Raw genomic sequence first — 17367 nt, 5'->3', positions numbered from 1 at the left:
CGAGTTAGAGGCGCGCGCCGTCGTCGTGCTCGTCTTTTTCGCCCGGCAGCTTCATGATCAGGAAGACCACCGACGCCGCGAAGGCTGCCACCATGCCGAGGATGGCCAGCAGCGGGGCGGAGCGCCAGAACATTGCGGACATCAGGAGCGCCACGGGACCGCCCACCGCCCCCAGCCAGGCCAGCACGGTCATCGGGTCGGCCCCGGCGAGGCTGGGCGGCTCCTCCGGCACGAACTCGCCGGGGATGAACGGGTCATCGTCATCGGCGTCAAAGTCCCGCGGCCCCGGGGCAGCCTGCCGGCCATCCGCCCCGGCCGCGTTGGCTGTGGCCCTCCCGGCCGCCTGGCTCTGCGCCAGCCGCTCAGCGGCGGAGAGTTCGACCGGCGCCTTGGCGGCAAGGCCCAGCGGGTCGAAGTCGCTGAAGGGCCGTGGGGCTGCAGGGCTGTCGACGTTCGGGCCGTCCGTCGGGGATGCCTCTGGGTGCGCCACGTCGTCCCCGCCGGCGTTGTCGTCCTTGCCGTCCGTGGCTTCCCGGATTTCCGGAGTCCCCGGGCCTGCGGCCGGTTCCCTTCCCTCCAGCCTCGCGACCAGGTCAAGCCAGACCGCGTCGTCCTGGTGGGCACGGGAATCCGATGAATCGGGGTCGGGAGAGTTGGAGTCCGGTTTAGTCATCTGCCGTGTCCTTCTGGCTGGCGCGGGCAGCGTCCGGAGTGCTTCCCGGGGCCAGCGACCGGATGAATTCGGCCGAGCCACGGAAGATTTCGGGCGCATCGTTGTCCATCGTAGCGACGTGGTAGCTGTTTTCGAGCCGGATCACCTCCAGCGGGGCGTGGGTCAGTCCGCGGCGCAGTGCCCGCATGCTCGAGTCGGAGACCACATGGTCCACCGCGGACCGGTAGACCCGCACCGGCGCGGTGACCCGGGGGAGCAGCCGCACGGTGTCCTTGAACATCTTGTTCAGCTCGTGCGCGGCGGCGACCGGCGTCCGGGCATAGGCGCCCTCGTCGATGCCCTCCTTCAGGATGTCGTTGGCGATCGCGGGGGTGCTCTTGACCACGAATTTGAGGAGGCCCGCCAACGGTGCCCGGGGATCGTCGATGACGAGTCCGGGATTGACCACCACGACGCCGGTGACCGGACGGTTGGCGGCGATCCGCAGCGCCAGCGCCCCGCCCATGGACAGGCCTGCCACGATCACCTGGTCGCATTCCCCGGCGAGTTCGAGGTAGGCGGCGTCAATCGCCGCTTGCCAGGCCTGCCAGCGCGTCCGGGCAAGATCCTGCCAGCTGGTGCCGTGCCCGGGCAGCAGCGGCATCCGCACGGCGTAGCCCGCGTCGGCCAGCGATGTGGCCCAGTCCCTGACGCCGTTTGGGCTGCCGGTGAAGCCATGCGAGACCACGACGCCGGTGCGGGGCCCGGTGCCGGTGAAAGGTCTGCTGAACGGCGTGTGGTCCGGGGGGAGTGTCATGGGGTCTCCGGGGTTGTGGCGGGCCGGCCCGGCGAGGGCGCGGAGGCTGCGTGCTGCAGGAAGAACTGGACGGACTGCCCGAAGATCAGGGGAGCATCGACGTCGAGCGTGGCAACATGGCCGCTGTCCGGCAAACCGACCACGTCCAGCTGCCGCGACCCGAGCCGCTTCCGCAGCAGCTCCATTGAGGACGGCGGAACCACGATGTCGGTCGCGGATTTGAAGACCAGCGCCGGAGCGGTGACGGCCGGCAGGTCGCGCAGCGCAGCCTTGAAGAGCCGGCTTAGCTGGTGCACGGCCTCCAGCGGGGTGAGCGAGTAGTCACCGTCCTCGGTGGTGACGGGCGCCGGGTTCGGCTCCTGGACCGGAACCGTGGTGCGCTGGACGTGCTTCAGCAGGCCGATGTAGCGCACCCGGCGGTCGTAGAAGCTCAGTCCCGGGTTGACGACGGCGACGCCGGCGACGTGGTGGCGGGCCGCGGTGCGCAGGGCGATCGTCCCGCCCATGGAGAGCCCCGCCACGTAGCAGTACCGGGTCTTTGCGGCGAGTTCCAGATAGCAGTCCTCGAAGGCCCGGTACCAGTCCTGCCAGCCGTGGCGGGCCAGGTCGCGCCAGTCCGTGCCGTGGCCGGGGAGCAGCGGGACGGACACGGCAAAGCCCTGCCGGGCCAGGTGCTCGGCCCACGGAAGGACACTCAGGGGGCTGCCGGTGAAGCCGTGGCAGATGGCCACACCGATGCCCGCGTTGCCGCCGTGGCCGGGATAACTGAACGCTGCGGGCGCCAGGGGAGTACTGCTTCCGGTCATGTGCCCATCGTGTCACTGTTCCCGATAAAACTCACTAGAGTAGGGTGTCATTGAAGTCCTGGCCGGGTCCGATGCAGGGCCGGCCAGACGCCTTCCGGAGAGGTACACCACGTGTTTTATTGGTTCATGAAGACCTTCGTTCTGGGGCCGGTGCTGAAGACGCTTTTCAGGCCCTGGGTCAAGGGCCTGGACAACGTTCCCGCCGAGGGCGCCGCCATTCTGGCATCCAACCACCTCTCCTTCTCCGACTCCATCTTTATGCCGCTCATGGTGCCCCGTCCGGTCGTGTTCCTCGCGAAATCGGAGTACTTCACCGGCAAGGGGATCAAAGGCAAGCTGACGGCCACCTTCTTCCGGCTCACCAACCAGCTGCCGATGGACCGCTCCGGCGGGGCGGCATCGGCCCTCTCGCTCAACGCCGGCATGGACGTGCTGAAGAACGGCTCGCTCCTGGGCATCTACCCCGAAGGCACCCGCAGCCCGGACTCCCGGCTGTACCGCGGCAAAGTGGGGGTGGCGCGGCTGGCCCTGCAGGCCCGCGTCCCCGTGATTCCGGTCGCTATGATCGGCACCGACAAGGTCCAGCCGATCGGCAAACGGATGCCCAACATCCGCCGGATCGGGATGATCTTCGGCGAGCCGCTGGACTTCAGCCGGTACTACGGCATGGAGGACGACCGGCTGATCCAGCGCTCCGTGACCGACGAGATCATGTATGAACTGATGCGGCTCTCCGGCCAGGAATACGTCGACGAGTACGCCGCCGTCGTCAAGCTCCGGCTCGCCGGCAAGGCCACGGAACTTCCGGAGGACGGCGCGGCCGGCTCCGGCCCGGCCGCGACCGGAACTGTCTGACCGAAGCGTGTGACGGTTCCGGCGCAGTCAATGACGCCGCGGGGCCGACGATCGCCGCGGGGGCAACTATCCTTAGAAGGTGACTGAGCTATCTGCGCCTTCGGCCTCCCCCCTGAACAGTTCCCTGAGCGACCCGCCCCCGGCGGGGTCCGCACTGACCAGCACCGCACTGACCAGCACCGCCCAGAGCGGTGCGGCGAACTATCCCGGCCTGGACCACTGGCGGGAGCTTCCTGCCTCCCAGCAGCCGAATTGGTCGGATAAGTCCGTCTTCGAATCCTCGGTCAAGGAACTTTCCGTCCTCCCGCCGCTCGTCTTCGCCGGCGAAGTGGACATCCTGCGCGAACGGCTCGCCGCCGCCGCACAGGGAAAGGCGTTCCTGCTCCAAGGCGGCGACTGTGCCGAAACCTTCGAGGCCGCGACGGCGGACAAGATCAGCGCCCGCGTCCGCACGATCCTGCAGATGGCGGTGGTCCTCACCTACGGCGCGGCGATGCCCGTCATCAAGATGGGCCGCATGGCCGGGCAGTTCGCCAAGCCGCGTTCCTCCAACGACGAGACCCGCGAAGGCGTCACGCTGCCGGCCTACCGCGGCGACATCGTCAACGGCTACGACTTCACGCCGGAATCCCGCGCGCACGACGCCGGCCGGATGCTCAAGGCGTACCACACCTCCGCTTCCACACTGAACCTGATCCGCGCGTTCACCCAGGGCGGCTTCGCTGACCTCCGGCTCGTCCACCAGTGGAACAAGGGCTTCACCGAAAACCCCGCCCACGCACGCTACGAATCGCTGGCACGGGACATCGACCGCGCCATCAAGTTCATGGCGTCCTGCGGCGCGGACTTCGAGGCGCTCAAGCGGGTGGAGTTCTACGCCAGCCACGAAGCCCTGCTGCTCGACTACGAACGGGCCCTGACCCGGATCGACTCGCGCACCGGCTTCCCGTACGACACGTCCGCGCACTTCCTGTGGATCGGTGAGCGCACGCGCGAACTGGACCACGCCCATGTCGATTTCCTCTCACGGGTGCGCAACCCGATCGGCGTCAAGCTGGGGCCGGGCACCAGCGGCGACGACGCGCTGCGCCTGATCGACAAGCTGGATCCGGACCGCGAGCCCGGCCGCCTGACCTTCATCACCCGGATGGGCGCGGGCAACATCCGCGAGAAGCTGCCCCCGATTGTGGAGCGCGTCACCGCGTCCGGCGCCCAGGTCCTCTGGGTGACCGACCCCATGCACGGCAACACGGTCACGTCGCCGAACGGCTACAAGACCCGGAACTTCGACGACGTCATTGATGAGGTGCGCGGCTTCTTCGAGGTCCACCATGCGCTCGGCACCGTCCCCGGTGGCCTGCACGTCGAGATGACGGGCGACGACGTGGCCGAGTGCCTTGGCGGCGCGGATCCCGTGGACCAGGAGGCGTTCCTGGACCGCTACGAATCGGTCTGCGATCCCCGGCTGAACCACATGCAGTCTCTCGAGATGGCTTTCCTGGTGGCAGGGGCCCTGTCCAAGCGCTAAAGACTGGCCCGCCCATCAAACAGCTCCGCCCCGGCTGATGCAGCCGGGGCGGAGATGTTTGTCAGTGGTGAGGGCGGGGGCCGTCAGACTACGGTCAGCGTGACGACGGAGCCTTCCGGGACGCTTGTGTTCACCGGGTCCTGGGCTCGGACCGTACCAAAGAATCCGCCGAGGATGTTGTCGACTTTGACCGTGAAGCCGAGTTCCTCAAGGGCCTTCTGCGCTTCGGCGGCCTGCTTCCCGATGAAGCTTGGCACCTGGACCATCTTCGGTCCCTTGGAGATGGTGAGCGTCACCGATCCGCCCTTGGTCAGGTTGCCGGAGGCCGGATCCTGCGCCACGACCGCGCCCTTGGGCACCTTCCGGTCGTGGACGGTTTCATCGGCGACCACGGCTTTCAGCCCGGCAGCTTCGATCGCCGCGACCGCGTCTGCCTGCTTCTGGCCGCGCACGTCAGGCACCGGAATGGGCTGCGGTCCCTTGGAGACAGTGAGGTCCACGGGCGTGCCGTGCCGGACCGGGTTGCCGCTGGGCGGTGCCTGCGCCAGGACCGTCCCGGCGGCCGCGGATTCATCGAAGGTCTCGGAGATGTTCCCCAGTGCCATGCCCGCGCCGTTGAGGGCCGTCTTGGCCTCGTCCAGGGACTTTCCGGTCAACTCCGGCAGGGGGAACAGCTCGGGGCCCTTGGAGACAGCGAGGGACACCGGCTGGAACTTCCGGATGACCTCCCCGGCCGCCGGCTCTGAGGCAACCACCAGTCCGGGGGCGACGTCGTCGTCGAAAACGTCTTTGGTGGTGGACTGGAACCCGGCCGTGCGGAGCAGCTGCTGCGCCTCGGCCACGGTCTTGTTCGCGAGTTCCGGAATCGTGCCGGGGGAGCCCGGCCCCATCCCGAAGAACCAGCCCGCCCCGCCGGCCAGCAGTGCAGCGATGACGATGACGAGGATCCAGAGCAGTCCGCGGCGCCGGGGGTTGCCCTCGCGCAGGCTCCGGACCGGGGTGGCCGCGGCGCGCTGCCGGGCTTTTTCCTCGTCGCGGTCGTGTTTGCGCTGCGCCCGTTTGCCGGCCGGAACGGCGGAAGCTCCGTCCTCGCCGTCGTCGCCGTCGTAGTCGCCGGCCGCGTATGGTGCTTCGTCCGGGGCGGACAGCGGGCCGTAGCCGGGGTGGCGGGGGGCCGCGGACATCACGGTGGTCGGGTTGTTGCCGCGCGCGATGAATTCCGTGGGCTGCTGCCGGCCGCCGATGACTTCGGTGGCGCCGTTGGCGGCGAGCGGATCCGGGGCGCCGCCGGGGCGTCCTGCCGGCGGAAGCGGCACGGCCGGCAGGGCCTGACGCGCAGCCGGGGGCTGCAGGTCCAGTTCGGCGTCGCTCAGGTTCCGCCGGATGTGCCGGAGTTCGGAGAGCAGCGCGTTGCCGTCGACGGGGCGCTTGTCCGGGTCATTGGCGGTGCACCACTGCACCAGCTCATCGATTTCGGTGGCGAGGCCCGGAACGTGCTCCGAGGGGGCGCCGACGGCCGAGTTGACGTGCTGGTAGGCGACCTGGATGGGTACCTCGCCGTCGAAGGGCTGCCGGCCGGTAATCATCTCGTAGAGCATGATCCCGACCGAGTAGATGTCACTGCGCGCGTCCGCCTGGCGGCCAAGCACGAGTTCGGGGGAGAGATACGCGACGGTGCCGATCAGCGCGCCGGTGCTGGTCGACGTCGAAATGGCGCGGGCCAAGCCGAAGTCGCCTAGCTTGATGCGCCCGTTGTCGGCAATTAGCACGTTCTCGGGTTTGATGTCCCGGTGGATGAGGCCGGCATCGTGGGCCGCACCCAGCCCCTCGACGACGGGGTCGATCAGCGCAAGGGCCAGGCGCGGCGGGAGAGCGCCCTTGTCCCTGAGGACGTCGCGCAGCGTGTGGCCCTTGATGTACTCCATCACCAGGTAGGCCACCCGGTCGTCCTCGCCCTGGTCCAGAACTCCTACGACGTGCGGGTGCGACAGCCGGGCGGCAGCTTTTGCCTCGCGGCCCAGCCGGTCAAGGAATTGGGGGTCGCCGGTCATGTGGGGATGCAGCACCTTCAGCGCCACATCACGCTCCAGCCGGCGGTCGGTGGCCACGTAGACCGTGGACATCCCGCCGCTGGCGAGCCTGGACTGAATCAGGTACCGGCCATCCACCAGGGTGCCAACAAGAGGGTCCGACGAGTAATCCTGCACTATACGATCCTAATCGCTGCACGGAAACGGGTCCGAATCCACCTGCGATTCGGACCCGTTTCGTTATCCGTCGGGGCTTGGCCAGGGCGGCTGGACGCCGCCGCGTGGCCCGCCGGAACTCCTAGCTGAAGTTCTTCTGGTGGGCCTTGATGGATTCCACGTACTGCTTCGTGTCGTCGTACATGCCGTACTTGCTGACCGAGTACTGGCCCTGGTAGTAACCCGCGATGGCGGTGTCCAGGTCCGGGCTCGTGCGGGTCAGCTGGCGGATGATCGCGACGCCCGCCGTGGCGTTGTCATAAGGGTCCAGCAGGTTCAGCTGGCGGCCCACCAGGTCCGAGGCCCACTGGCCCGAGGACGGGATGACCTGCATGGTGCCGATCGCGTTGGCGGGGGAGACCGAGCGGTGGTCGAAGCTGGATTCCTGGAAGGCGAAGGCCAGGGCCAGCGAGGGGTCAACGCCCATGCGGCGGGCGGTGTCCGCCACGATCGTCTTCATCTGTTCGCGGCTGGGCACCGGCGAGGCGTTCAACAGGGCCTTGTTCTGGTTGGCGGAGCTGACGACGGCGGCCGGGTAGGTGAAGCCGAGGAAGGTACTCGGGACCAGCGGCGTCACCGTGGCAGGCGGCGGGGTGGAAGGGGTGGAGGCCGGAGCGAGGGACGACCCCGAGAGCGCGAGCTTCTGGCCGGGGTAGATGATGCTGCTCATCGTCAGGCGGTTGGCGGAGAGGATGTCCGCGAGCTTGACCCCGTTCCTGGCGGCAATGCCGGAAAGGGTGTCGCCGGACTTGATGGTGTACGACCCTGACGCGGGGGCCGCCGGGGCCGGTGCGCTCGGGGCGGGGGCCGGAGCAGCGGGGGCCGACGGGGCAGGTGCAGCAGTGCCGCCGCCGATCTTGATCTGCTGCCCGGGATAAATAATCGAACCCATGTTGAGCCCGTTCCAGCCGAACACCTCGGAGAGCTTGACGCCGTGTCGGGCCGCGATAGCTCCGAGGGTGTCGCCCGGCTTGACGGTGTAGACGCTGCCGCCGGCAGCTGCTGCCGGCGCTTCAGGGGCTGCCGGCGCCGCCGGTGCAGTCGCCGGGGCCGAGCCGTCGAGCTTGATCTTCTGGCCGGGGTAGATGATGGTGTTTGCCTGCAGCCCGTTCAACGCCAGAACCTGTGTGGTGTCCAGGCCAAATTTGCCGGCAATTCCGCTGATCGTGTCACCGCGGGCGATTGTGTACTCAGCCGGGGCGGAAACCTGGGCAGGACGGAACGAGGACGGAACAGTGACCGGGACGGAACCGGCAGGAATCAGGGCCGACGCCAGCGCCCTGACGGTCTGGCCCTGAGCCTGTGCCTGAATGGCCGCGGCCAGCGTGGCCGGGATGGCGCGGGGGCGCGACTCCGCCGCAGCCGGCTGTGCGATCGCCAAGGAAGAAAGGACGACGGCGGGAAGTGCCGCCGTCGTGGCCGCAATCATCGGCAGGCTGGGCCTCGGGTTGGGCTTTGGCGAACGTGACGTCGTCATGGGGGAAGATCCTCTTCTCAGCGTCCAACGCTGCGGGTCTGGCCTGGCTTACTCGTAATTATCGCTGTGACTGGTGTTACCAATGTGACTCAAGTTATCACTGTTACAAATGTGATCCATGCGAATCTCTCACAAATGGGCAAATAGCACAAGAACTGTTTGACATTCCGAAAATGCGCGCGCGTGGAGTGTCGGTCGGGGGAGGCGGCGCTCGGCCCGTGGGCCGCGTCCGGAGACTGGCCATTTAATAGCCGGGCGCCGACTAGGCGCAGGGCCCGCCGGCATGGCAATCTTGATCCGTGAGTAATGTAGAAAGCCTGGTGGGCGAATGGCTGCCCCTTCCCGATGTCGCGCAGCTCCTGAACGTTTCGATTACTAAGGTTCACGCACTTCTTGATGAACGTGCGTTGGCTGCATTGAGGGTCGGTGAACGCCGGATCCGTTGCGTTCCTGCCGAATTCATTCAGGACGGTCATGCGGTCGAGAGCCTTAAGGGAACGATTGTGGTCCTCGCGGACGCAGGCTATTCCGACGAGGAACTCATTACCTGGTTGTTTACCCCGGATGAATCGCTGCGTGGCCGGCCGATCGATGCCCTGCGCGAGGGGCGCAAAACTGAAATCCGGCGCCGGGCGCAGTCCCTGGCCTGGTAGCCCCCCGGAATTTCCCGGTCCCTAAACAAAATGCGGGCCCTGCACCTCGAATCTGAGGTGCAGGGCCCGCATTTGTTAATGCCGCCGCGTTGCGCGTGGAGCTGAGTAGTGAGTGCCGCTGCGTGGATCAGGCCGCGCGGCTGACCGTGGCCTCCGCCAGCTTTCGGAGCGCAGTCTTGGGCAGCTCATCCAGCGGCAGGAGGTCCAGGGCGGAGAAAGCCGCGTAGCCGAATTCCTCGATCAGTGTTTCCGTGGCCTGGAGTGCGCCGCACTCTACGATGATGCGGCGGATTTCGTCCACGTCGGCGTCGTCCAGCCCGGGGCTGCCGAGCTTCTCGTCGATGAAGGTGGAGTCGGCCTGACTGGCCAGGTCCAGGGCAAAGGCGATCAGTACGGTCCGCTTGCCCTCACGGAGATCGTCTCCGGCCGGTTTGCCCGTGGTGACAGGGTCGCCGAAGACTCCCAGGACGTCGTCGCGGAGCTGGAAAGCCTCGCCAAGCGGGAGGGCGAACGCCGAGTAGCCCCGCAGCAGCTCGTCGTGGGCGCCGGCCAGTGCGCCGCCCAATGCCAGCGGATGTTCGGTGGAGTACTTGGCCGACTTGAACCGGATGATGGACTGGGCCCGGCTGACTGCTCCCGCGCGGTCCCGCCTGGGACCCGCGACCTCCTCGAGGATGTCCAGGTACTGTCCTGCCATCACCTCGGCCCGCATTAGGTTGAAGATCAGCCGGGCCCGGCTTCCGGACGCCGCGCTCTGCCCGATGTCGGTAAAAGATTCCTCGCTGAAGGACAGGCACAGGTCGCCGGTCAGGATGGCGGCCGCGTGGCCGAACCGTTCACTGTCCAGCGCCCACCCCTGCGTCTCGTGCAGGTCGCTGAAGCGCCGGTGCACGCTGGGGCCGCCCCTGCGGGTGTCCGAGCGGTCGATGATGTCGTCATGGATCAGGGCCGCGGCCTGGAAGAGCTCCAGCGCGGAGCCTGCTGTCACCACTTCGCCGGCTCCGGCCTCGCCACCGGCGCCGCGCCAGCCCCAGTAGCACATCAATGCCCGCAGGCGCTTTCCGCCGGTGACCAGGTTCGAAATGGATCCCATCAGCGGATCAATGTCCGGTGAGATCGAGGACATCACCGCCTGGCGGGTGGTGAGGAAATCGGTGAGCTTTCCGGCGACGGCGGCAACAAACGCGGTCTGCTCCAGGCGCAGCTGCTCCGCGAGGGTCACTTGACGGACTCGGCGGCGACGTTCGCGCCGATCGTGAACGTGGAAACCCCGGCGGTTTCCACCACCGAGATGTTGACCGTTTCGTTGTCACCGCGGAGGAAGTCCTTGGACGGTACCGCGCCCACTGCTTCGCCCGGAACGGCCTTGAAGCCTTGTGCCTCAAGTTCCTTCGTGTAGTAGGCGAGCACGTCGGCGGACGGCGCGGAAATGCTGCCGACAAGCGCCACGGTGGCGGGCGTAGTGGTCTTGTCAAAACTGCTGGAGACGACCTTCGCACCAGGCATCACAGGCAGGAGCTTCTCCGGGAACCCGGGGACCATGGCGCCGACCGTGGCCGAGGTGCCGGGTGCGGCGGAGGGGCTGGCCGGAGCTGTGGTGGAGGGCTGGGACGCGGAGGGAGCCGGCGAGGCCGACGCGGAACCCGAAGGAACGGTCCCGGGGTTGGGGGGCGTGCATGCGGCCAGAGCCATCAGCGTGCCCGCCGCCATAACGGCTGCCGCAGCACGGTTGCGCGGTCCAAATACCTTCACAGGGACTTTCCTCCTGGTGTTGACGCCGGATTCAGCCTCCAGTTTAGTCAGTCCCGGGGCATAGGATTGAAGTTGTGTGGCCGGACCAGGATAAACAGCAGCGGGAGCAGTCTCCCCAAGGCGCACCCAGGCGGCTTAGCGAAGCGCAATTGCGCGAGTTCCGGCGGAGCAGCATCATGCACGTGGACATGGACGCTTTCTTTGTCTCGGTGGAGCTGCGCAGCCGGCCGGAACTCGTGGGAAAGCCCGTTATTGTGGGCTACCCCGCAGACCGTTCTGTTGTGCTGTCCGCCTCGTACGAGGCCCGGAAGTTCGGCGTCAGGTCGGCCATGCCGATGGTGGTCGCCATGCGGATGTGCCCCTCCGCAGTCGTCATCGAGCCCAGACACAAGCTGTACTACGAGGTCTCCGGCCAGATCATGGAGATCTTCGGTTCGATTACCGAACTCGTGGAGCCCCTCAGCGTGGATGAGGCATTCCTCGACGTTGGGGGAGCGATCCGGCGCCTCGGCCCGCCCCGCGAGATCGGTGAGCTTATCCGCGCCCGGGTCCGCAGCGAGCTGGGCATCACCGCGTCCGTGGGAATAGCCGCCAGCAAGTTCGTGGCCAAGATTGCCTCCACCCGGTGCAAGCCGAACGGACTGCTGCTCATTGGGCCCGAGGAGACGGTCCCTTACCTGCACAGCCTTCCGGTCAGCGCCCTCTGGGGTGTCGGGGCCAAAACCGTCGACGTGCTGGCCCGCATGGGCATCCGGACAGTTGCGGACGTCGCGGCGTCCCCGCTGCCGTCCCTGCGGAAGGTCCTCGGCATGTCAGGGGAGCACGTCTACCGCCTGTCGTGGGGGATCGACCCCCGCCCGGTCACCCCTGTCCGGCTGGAGAAGAGCATCGGCGCCGAAGAGACCTTTGCTGTTGACACCGCCGACGAGGCACTGCTGCACCGGGAATTGCTCCGGCTCTCGCACCGGACCGCTGAGCGGCTCCGCAGTGCAGGCATGCACGCCCGTACCGTGGCCCTTAAGCTGCGCTACGCGGACTTCTCCACCATCACCCGGAGCCGCACGGTCAGCACGCCGATCGACAGCGCCCAACTGCTCTACGCCGTCGCTGTCCAGCTGCTGGAATCACTCGGTGACCGGCCCATGACGGTGCGGCTGGTGGGCATCCGGGCCGAACAGCTCGAGGAAGCCGCGCAGGCGCCCCTGCAGCTGAGCCTTGACCGCAGGGACGACAACTGGCGGGCGGCTGAGCAGGTGTTGGATCAGGTCACCCGGAAATTCGGCACCAAGTCGGTGCTTCCGGCCCGGCTGCTGGACCCCGGAAGCAATTCGGGGTGACTTCGGCGGTCCAAAGTCCCCGTCACGAAGTCAAGGGGACGTTCGGCATCTTTCAGAACAGGGCGCAACAAACTATCCTTATTTATACGTAAGTTTGGAACGACTGGATCGAGCGTTCGGACTAATGCAGGACCAGCTGAACACCCCGCAAGGGGCCGTGGAAAACCCCATTCGAGCAACGGCGGCGAATGGGAACCACGCGCGAATCCCGCACGTTGTGGGTTTAGGGACACTGGCCGCGTCAGTCTGGACGTTGGCCGACTTAAGGAGGTCGTGATGCCGCTCTCGGAGCACGAACAGAAGTTGCTGGAGCAACTTGAGAAGCAGCTGCATGAGGACGATCCCAAGTTCGCCAGCTCGATGGGCTCGGACGCGGGACGTTCATGGTCAACCCGCCATCTGGTGATCGGTGTCCTGGCCACGCTGGCCGGCGTCGTAATCCTGCTCTTCGGCGTGACGATCCAGAACATCTTCGTAGGCGTTCTGGGCTTTGTGGTGATGGGCGCAGGCGTCTACTACGCCACCATGCGCGCTTCGGCTGCCGGCAAAGCCAAAGCCGCGGGCACGGCCCGGAAGTCCGGGAAGCCCAGGAGTTCGTTCATGAGCAATCTTGAGGAACGCTGGGACGAGAGGCACCGCGGGGAATCCTGAGCCCCGAAGGGGCGGCCCGTTCCTCCGGTACTGGCCTACCGGTTCCAGCTTCCAGCCCCCGCCCTCCATTCCGCACCACAGGGACACCACAGGTGGCATAAAAGACCCGCTTCGGCGGGTCTTTTGCCGTTAAACAGGGTGTTCCTGCCGCATACAGCGCCGCAGGAACACCGAAAGAACCACCGCGGCCCCCTGCCTGGGCCGTGCCAGGCAGCGGACGGCTGACGCCCTCTCCAGTCCCTCCACTGCGCACCACCGGGCCCACATCCCTGCCATTGCAAGGAACCTGGAGGCAGTCAGTCCCACAAATAGACGCGAAAATCTTCGGCGTGTCGTTGACTGTGGAGGGATGTGGAGTAATGTGGAGGACGTAAGAGGGTAGTGGCAGCACAGGGGACGTTGGGCTTCCTACGAACAGACAGGCGGTGGGCCGTGTTTCTCGGCACACATTCGCCGCGTCTGGACGAAAAAGGTCGAATCATCCTTCCCGCGAAGTTCCGTGAGGAGCTTGCCGGCGGACTGGTTCTCACAAGGGGCCAGGAACGCTGCATCTACGTTTTCAGTGAGGCGGAATTCGGCCGGGTTCACGAGCAAATGCGGGAGGCTCCAATCTCCAACAAGCAGGCTCGTGACTACATCCGGGTCTTCCTCTCTGGAGCCTCCGACGAGGTACCTGACAAGCAGGGGCGCGTGACGATTCCGCCGGCGCTCCGGGAGTATGCAGGACTCGGCCGGGAACTCGCCGTTATTGGTGCAGGAACCCGCGCTGAGATCTGGGACGCCCAGGCCTGGAACGAATACCTCGCAGAGAAGGAAACGGCCTTCTCGGAGACCGACGACGCCATACCGGGGATTCTCTGAAGCCCCACAGGAACCAAGCAGTGCAGCACGATTCTTGATCAAGATCTCCAGCCGCCCATCCAGCTGATTTCCTGGCTCACTTCCCCGGAGCCAGGCGGACGCAGGATAGGCGCGGATGGGGATCTGGACCAAGAAGCGGCCAGCACGGCCCGCAACAGCACTCCAACAATTCAGCCGGACAACGAAAGGACGCAGGCATGACGGACCCTGACCAGGCGAAGCCTACGTCCGAACGGCATGTACCGGTCCTCAAAGACCGGTGCATCACTTTGTTGGCACCCGGATTCGAAGCAGCCCGCAGCCGCGGCGAGACCCCCGTGGTCATCGACGCAACTCTGGGCATGGGCGGCCACTCCGAGGCAATGCTGCAGCGCTTCCCGGAACTGCACCTCATCGGCATCGACCGTGACGAGGAAGCACTGGCCCTGGCGGGGGAGCGGCTCAAGCCCTTCGCCAACCGGACCGACCTGGTGCACGCCGTGTACGACGAAATCCCCGACGTCCTGGTGGACCTCGGCTTCGCGGAGGTCCACGGAGTCCTGATGGACCTCGGGGTCTCCTCGCTCCAGCTGGACGAACGCGAACGCGGCTTCGCGTACTCCTTTGACGCCCCGCTGGACATGCGCATGGACACGAGCCGCGGCCAAACCGCCGCCGACGTCGTCAACAACTACAGCGAAGAGGACCTGGTCCGGATCATCCGGAAGTGGGGCGAGGAGAAGTTCGCCGGCCGCATCGCCAACCGGATTGTCACCGCACGCGCCGCGAAGCCCTTCACCACGACAGGGGAACTGGTCGAGCAGATCCGCGATGTAGTCCCCGCCGGTGCCGCCAAATCCGGCGGACATCCCGCCAAACGCACCTTCCAGGCCCTCCGGATTGAAGTCAACGAGGAACTCGACGTCCTGGAACGTGCCATCCCCGCAGCCATCGACGCGATCGCCGTCGGAGGCCGCGTCGTCGTGATGTCCTACCACTCGCTGGAAGACAAGATCGTCAAGGGCTTCTTCCAGGCCGGATCCAAGTCCTCCGCGCCTCTCGGCTTCCCCGTCGAGCTGGAAGAGCACAAGGCGGCACTGAAAACCCTGACGAAGGGCACCGAAGTGCCCACCGCCGCCGAAATCGCCGAAAACCCACGCGCTGCCTCCGCCAGGCTCCGCGCCGTGGAACGTATCAAAGCCAGGAGGGCCGTATGAGCACCGCCGCTGTCAGCAGATTCCCCGTTGCCACAGGCGCCACGGCCCGCGCCCTCCCCGGGATCACCCCCGGTACCGGTCCCTCCCGGAAGGCGCGCACTCCGCTCTCTCTGGTCCAGTCGGCCCCGCGGAAACGGCGCGCCCCGTTCGTTGTGCTGTGCTTCGGCCTCCTCGCCGTTGCCCTCATCGCAGTGCTGGTCCTGAACATCTCCGTCTCGACGGCGCAGTACCAGCTGGTGCAGCTGCGGAGCCAGCAGTCCACCCTGACGAAGCAGAACCAGGACCTGACCCAGCAGGTGCAGAACTTCGACGCCCCGCAGAACCTGGCCGCGAAGGCCACCGAGCTGGGCATGGTCACCTCCACCGGCAAGGGCCAGATTGATCTGTCCACCCTGACCGTCACGGGCAAAGCCAAGCCGGCGGTGAAGGGCGACGCCCCCGGGGCCGTTATCGCCGCCCCGGCGGTCGCGGGCCAGCTCAACGTTGTTCCGCCCGCCACCGTCAATGAGCCTCTCGCGAACCGCAAGCCGGCAGCCGCCGACCCAGCTGCTGCGGCAACGACCCCGGCCGCCGCAGCGCCGGCAGCCGCGGAACCCGCGCCCGAGGCTGCACCCGCCCCCGCCGCACCGGCAGTCGAACTCCACGGCGGCTCCGTTCCTGCCCCCGCGCAGAAGGTCCCGGGACAGTAAGCAGGACGGACCACCAGCCAGGCAAGAAGCAAGGAAACATCGTGGCGCAGAACACCGGCAAGGCACGCAAGGCGAAAGCGCCGAACGCGACCCGGCGGCTGCGCCTGGGCCTTGGCGTCATGCTGACGCTCCTCCTGGTCGTCGGCGGAAAGCTCTTCCTCGTCCAGGGCCTCGACGTCGGAGGCATGGCCGAGGCCGCCCTCCAGAACAGGCTCACACCGGTCGAACTTCCAGCCGAGCGCGGCAGCATCCTGGACGCCAACGGCACTGTCCTTGCCAGCAGCGTGATCCGCTACAACGTCGTCGTCGACCAGAGAGTCAACACCAAAACCGAGACGTTCCGGCGTTTCGACGAGGCCACGGAAGAGCTCGTTAAAGTGTCCCGGGACGAGGGCATCTCCGAGCTCGCCGCACTGCTCGGCATGGAGAAGTCCACGCTCAAGGATGCTCTCACCGGGAACCAGCCGTACTACATCGTCGCCAAGGACGTGAAGCCCGACGTCGAGGACCGCATCTCCAAACTCCAGATCCCCGGCATCGTCACAGTAGGCACCAGCAAGCGTGTGTACCCCAACGGCTCGGTGGCCGGCGGGATTGTGGGCTTCCTGAGGGACGGCACCACCGGCCAGGCCGGCCTCGAGCAGACGCAGGACGAGATCCTGAAAGGCACCCCCGGCAAGCGGCTCTTCGAGATCGGCGCCGACGGGCTCCGCATCCCGGTCGGAGTGGACCAGCTGACCCCCGCCGTGAACGGCAAGGACATCAAGCTCACCCTGAACTCGGATCTCCAGTACTTCGCCCAGCAGGCCATTCAAAGCCAGCGGGACAAACTCAGTGCCGAGTGGGGCGTCGTCATCGTCCAGGACATCAAGACCGGCGACATCATCGCAATGGCGGACACCAACGCCCCGGACCCCAACGATCCGGGCAAGGTCGATGCGAAAGACCGCGGCGTCCGTGCCGTCACGGCCGCCTACGAGCCCGGCTCGGTGGAGAAGATGATCACGGCCTCAGCCCTGATCGAGGAGGGCAAATCCAGTCCGCTGGACAAGTTCACCATCCCGCCGTCGTACACCGTGGACGGTCAGACGTTCAACGACTCCTTCACCCACGGCACCGAGGACCGGACCCTGGCCGGCATCCTGGGCTGGTCCATGAACACCGGCACCGTCATGGCCGGCCAGCGGCTCAGCAAGGAGCAGCGCTACGACTGGCTGAAGAAGTTCGGCATCGGGGAGGCGCCGGACATTGGACTCCCTGCCCAGACCAAGGGCATCCTGACACCCTACGAGCAATGGGACGGCCGCCAGGAGTACACCGTGCTGTTCGGCCAGGGCGTCTCGCAGTCCACGCTCCAGACCGTCCGGGCCTTCCAAAGCATCGCCAACAACGGCGTGATGCTCCAGCCGCGGCTGATCGACAGCTACATCACCCCTGACGGCACAGAGGAGAAAGTGCCGGCGCAGGATCCCCGGCAAATTGTCTCCCCGGACACCGCCCGGCAGGTCCGGGACATCCTCGAGAGCGCCGTCACGGAGGGCCAGATCAAGGAAGCGGGGCTGGACGGCTACCGGGTCGGGGCCAAGACCGGCACCTCGCAATCGCCGTGTGACGACGGCACCGCCGGGTTCTGCGGCTTCACGGCGTCGATGGTGGGGATGGCGCCGATGGACGATCCGCGGTTTATTGTTGAAGTGGTCCTGCAACGGCCCAAGGGCGATATCTACGGAATCTCGAACGGACCGGTTTTCCGGTCCGTGATGAGCCAGGCGCTGCGGACGTACAACGTCCCGCCGTCCACCGGAGAGCCCGTCCGGTTGCCGCAGTACGCCAAGTAGCACGCGCGA

General features: G+C 66.7%; 16 protein-coding genes. 9 read left to right on the top strand and 7 right to left on the bottom strand.

Annotation, left to right across the window (positions count from 1 at the left end):
* Positions 1-4: 4 nt before the first annotated feature.
* Genes AC1DC5_RS12620 through AC1DC5_RS12610 form a run of 3 tightly spaced genes read right to left on the bottom strand, consistent with a single transcriptional unit; the run spans position 5 to position 2275 of the window.
* On the bottom strand, positions 5-673 hold the full coding sequence (locus tag AC1DC5_RS12620; protein WP_476865365.1) for a hypothetical protein: 669 nt from the start codon (positions 671-673) through the stop codon (positions 5-7).
* A complete protein-coding gene (locus AC1DC5_RS12615) occupies positions 666-1469 on the bottom strand; it encodes an alpha/beta hydrolase (RefSeq protein WP_476865364.1) in 804 nt (267 codons plus the stop codon). The genes AC1DC5_RS12620 and AC1DC5_RS12615 overlap by 8 nt, the downstream gene beginning before the upstream one ends.
* The gene (locus tag AC1DC5_RS12610; protein ID WP_476865363.1) at positions 1466-2275 is read right to left on the bottom strand and encodes an alpha/beta hydrolase; all 810 of its coding nucleotides are present in this window, start codon (positions 2273-2275) and stop codon (positions 1466-1468) included. Before AC1DC5_RS12610 ends, AC1DC5_RS12615 begins: the two co-directional genes overlap by 4 nt.
* Positions 2276-2386: 111 nt before the next feature.
* On the opposite strand from AC1DC5_RS12610, the gene AC1DC5_RS12605 reads away from it, so the two are divergent.
* Both AC1DC5_RS12605 and AC1DC5_RS12600 read left to right on the top strand, forming a co-directional pair.
* Complete coding sequence (locus AC1DC5_RS12605) at positions 2387-3130, top strand: lysophospholipid acyltransferase family protein (RefSeq protein WP_476865362.1); 744 nt, start codon at positions 2387-2389, stop codon at positions 3128-3130.
* A 124-nt stretch (positions 3131-3254) separates the two neighbouring features.
* A complete protein-coding gene (locus tag AC1DC5_RS12600; RefSeq protein WP_441405391.1) occupies positions 3255-4658 on the top strand; it encodes a class II 3-deoxy-7-phosphoheptulonate synthase in 1404 nt (467 codons plus the stop codon).
* An 83-nt stretch (positions 4659-4741) separates the two neighbouring features.
* On the opposite strand, the gene AC1DC5_RS12595 is transcribed toward AC1DC5_RS12600, so the two are convergent.
* Both AC1DC5_RS12595 and AC1DC5_RS12590 read right to left on the bottom strand, forming a co-directional pair.
* Positions 4742-6868 (bottom strand): Stk1 family PASTA domain-containing Ser/Thr kinase, encoded by a 2127-nt coding sequence (locus AC1DC5_RS12595; RefSeq protein WP_476865421.1) that lies wholly within the window; start codon positions 6866-6868, stop codon positions 4742-4744.
* Between the two features lie 118 nt (positions 6869-6986).
* Positions 6987-8381: a lytic transglycosylase gene (locus AC1DC5_RS12590; protein ID WP_476865361.1), complete on the bottom strand. Its 1395-nt coding sequence runs from the start codon at positions 8379-8381 to the stop codon at positions 6987-6989.
* 299 nt (positions 8382-8680) lie between these two features.
* On the opposite strand from AC1DC5_RS12590, the gene AC1DC5_RS12585 reads away from it, so the two are divergent.
* Entirely contained in the window at positions 8681-9034 is a 354-nt protein-coding gene (locus AC1DC5_RS12585) for an Rv2175c family DNA-binding protein (RefSeq protein WP_024367566.1), read from the top strand.
* A gap of 127 nt (positions 9035-9161) precedes the next feature.
* On the opposite strand, the gene AC1DC5_RS12580 is transcribed toward AC1DC5_RS12585, so the two are convergent.
* Both AC1DC5_RS12580 and AC1DC5_RS12575 read right to left on the bottom strand, forming a co-directional pair.
* The gene (locus AC1DC5_RS12580; protein ID WP_476865360.1) at positions 9162-10256 is read right to left on the bottom strand and encodes a polyprenyl synthetase family protein; all 1095 of its coding nucleotides are present in this window, start codon (positions 10254-10256) and stop codon (positions 9162-9164) included.
* Positions 10253-10786, bottom strand: coding sequence for a hypothetical protein (locus tag AC1DC5_RS12575; protein WP_476865359.1), 534 nt, complete (start codon positions 10784-10786; stop codon positions 10253-10255). Before AC1DC5_RS12575 ends, AC1DC5_RS12580 begins: the two co-directional genes overlap by 4 nt.
* Before the next feature lie 176 nt (positions 10787-10962).
* Between AC1DC5_RS12575 and dinB the strand changes: the two genes are divergently transcribed.
* The 6 genes from dinB to AC1DC5_RS12545 all read left to right on the top strand — a co-directional run bounded on the left by dinB (position 10963) and on the right by AC1DC5_RS12545 (position 17358).
* A complete protein-coding gene (gene dinB / locus AC1DC5_RS12570) occupies positions 10963-12123 on the top strand; it encodes a DNA polymerase IV (protein ID WP_476865420.1) in 1161 nt (386 codons plus the stop codon).
* A gap of 276 nt (positions 12124-12399) precedes the next feature.
* On the top strand, positions 12400-12774 hold the full coding sequence (locus tag AC1DC5_RS12565; protein WP_441405344.1) for a DUF3040 domain-containing protein: 375 nt from the start codon (positions 12400-12402) through the stop codon (positions 12772-12774).
* A 432-nt stretch (positions 12775-13206) separates the two neighbouring features.
* A complete protein-coding gene (gene mraZ / locus AC1DC5_RS12560) occupies positions 13207-13635 on the top strand; it encodes a division/cell wall cluster transcriptional repressor MraZ (RefSeq protein WP_056431195.1) in 429 nt (142 codons plus the stop codon).
* Positions 13636-13832: 197 nt separating this feature from the next.
* The gene (gene rsmH, locus AC1DC5_RS12555) at positions 13833-14831 is read left to right on the top strand and encodes a 16S rRNA (cytosine(1402)-N(4))-methyltransferase RsmH (RefSeq protein WP_441405345.1); all 999 of its coding nucleotides are present in this window, start codon (positions 13833-13835) and stop codon (positions 14829-14831) included.
* On the top strand, positions 14828-15520 hold the full coding sequence (gene ftsL, locus AC1DC5_RS12550; RefSeq protein ID WP_441405346.1) for a cell division protein FtsL: 693 nt from the start codon (positions 14828-14830) through the stop codon (positions 15518-15520). The genes rsmH and ftsL overlap by 4 nt, the downstream gene beginning before the upstream one ends.
* Before the next feature lie 41 nt (positions 15521-15561).
* Positions 15562-17358 (top strand): peptidoglycan D,D-transpeptidase FtsI family protein, encoded by a 1797-nt coding sequence (locus AC1DC5_RS12545; protein WP_441405347.1) that lies wholly within the window; start codon positions 15562-15564, stop codon positions 17356-17358.
* Positions 17359-17367: the final 9 nt, after the last annotated feature.

The sequence above is a fragment of the Arthrobacter sp. 10L424 genome, from assembly GCF_056395325.1.
Note: the sequence above shows the minus strand (reverse complement) of the source record. Positions and strands in the feature narration are given on the sequence as shown.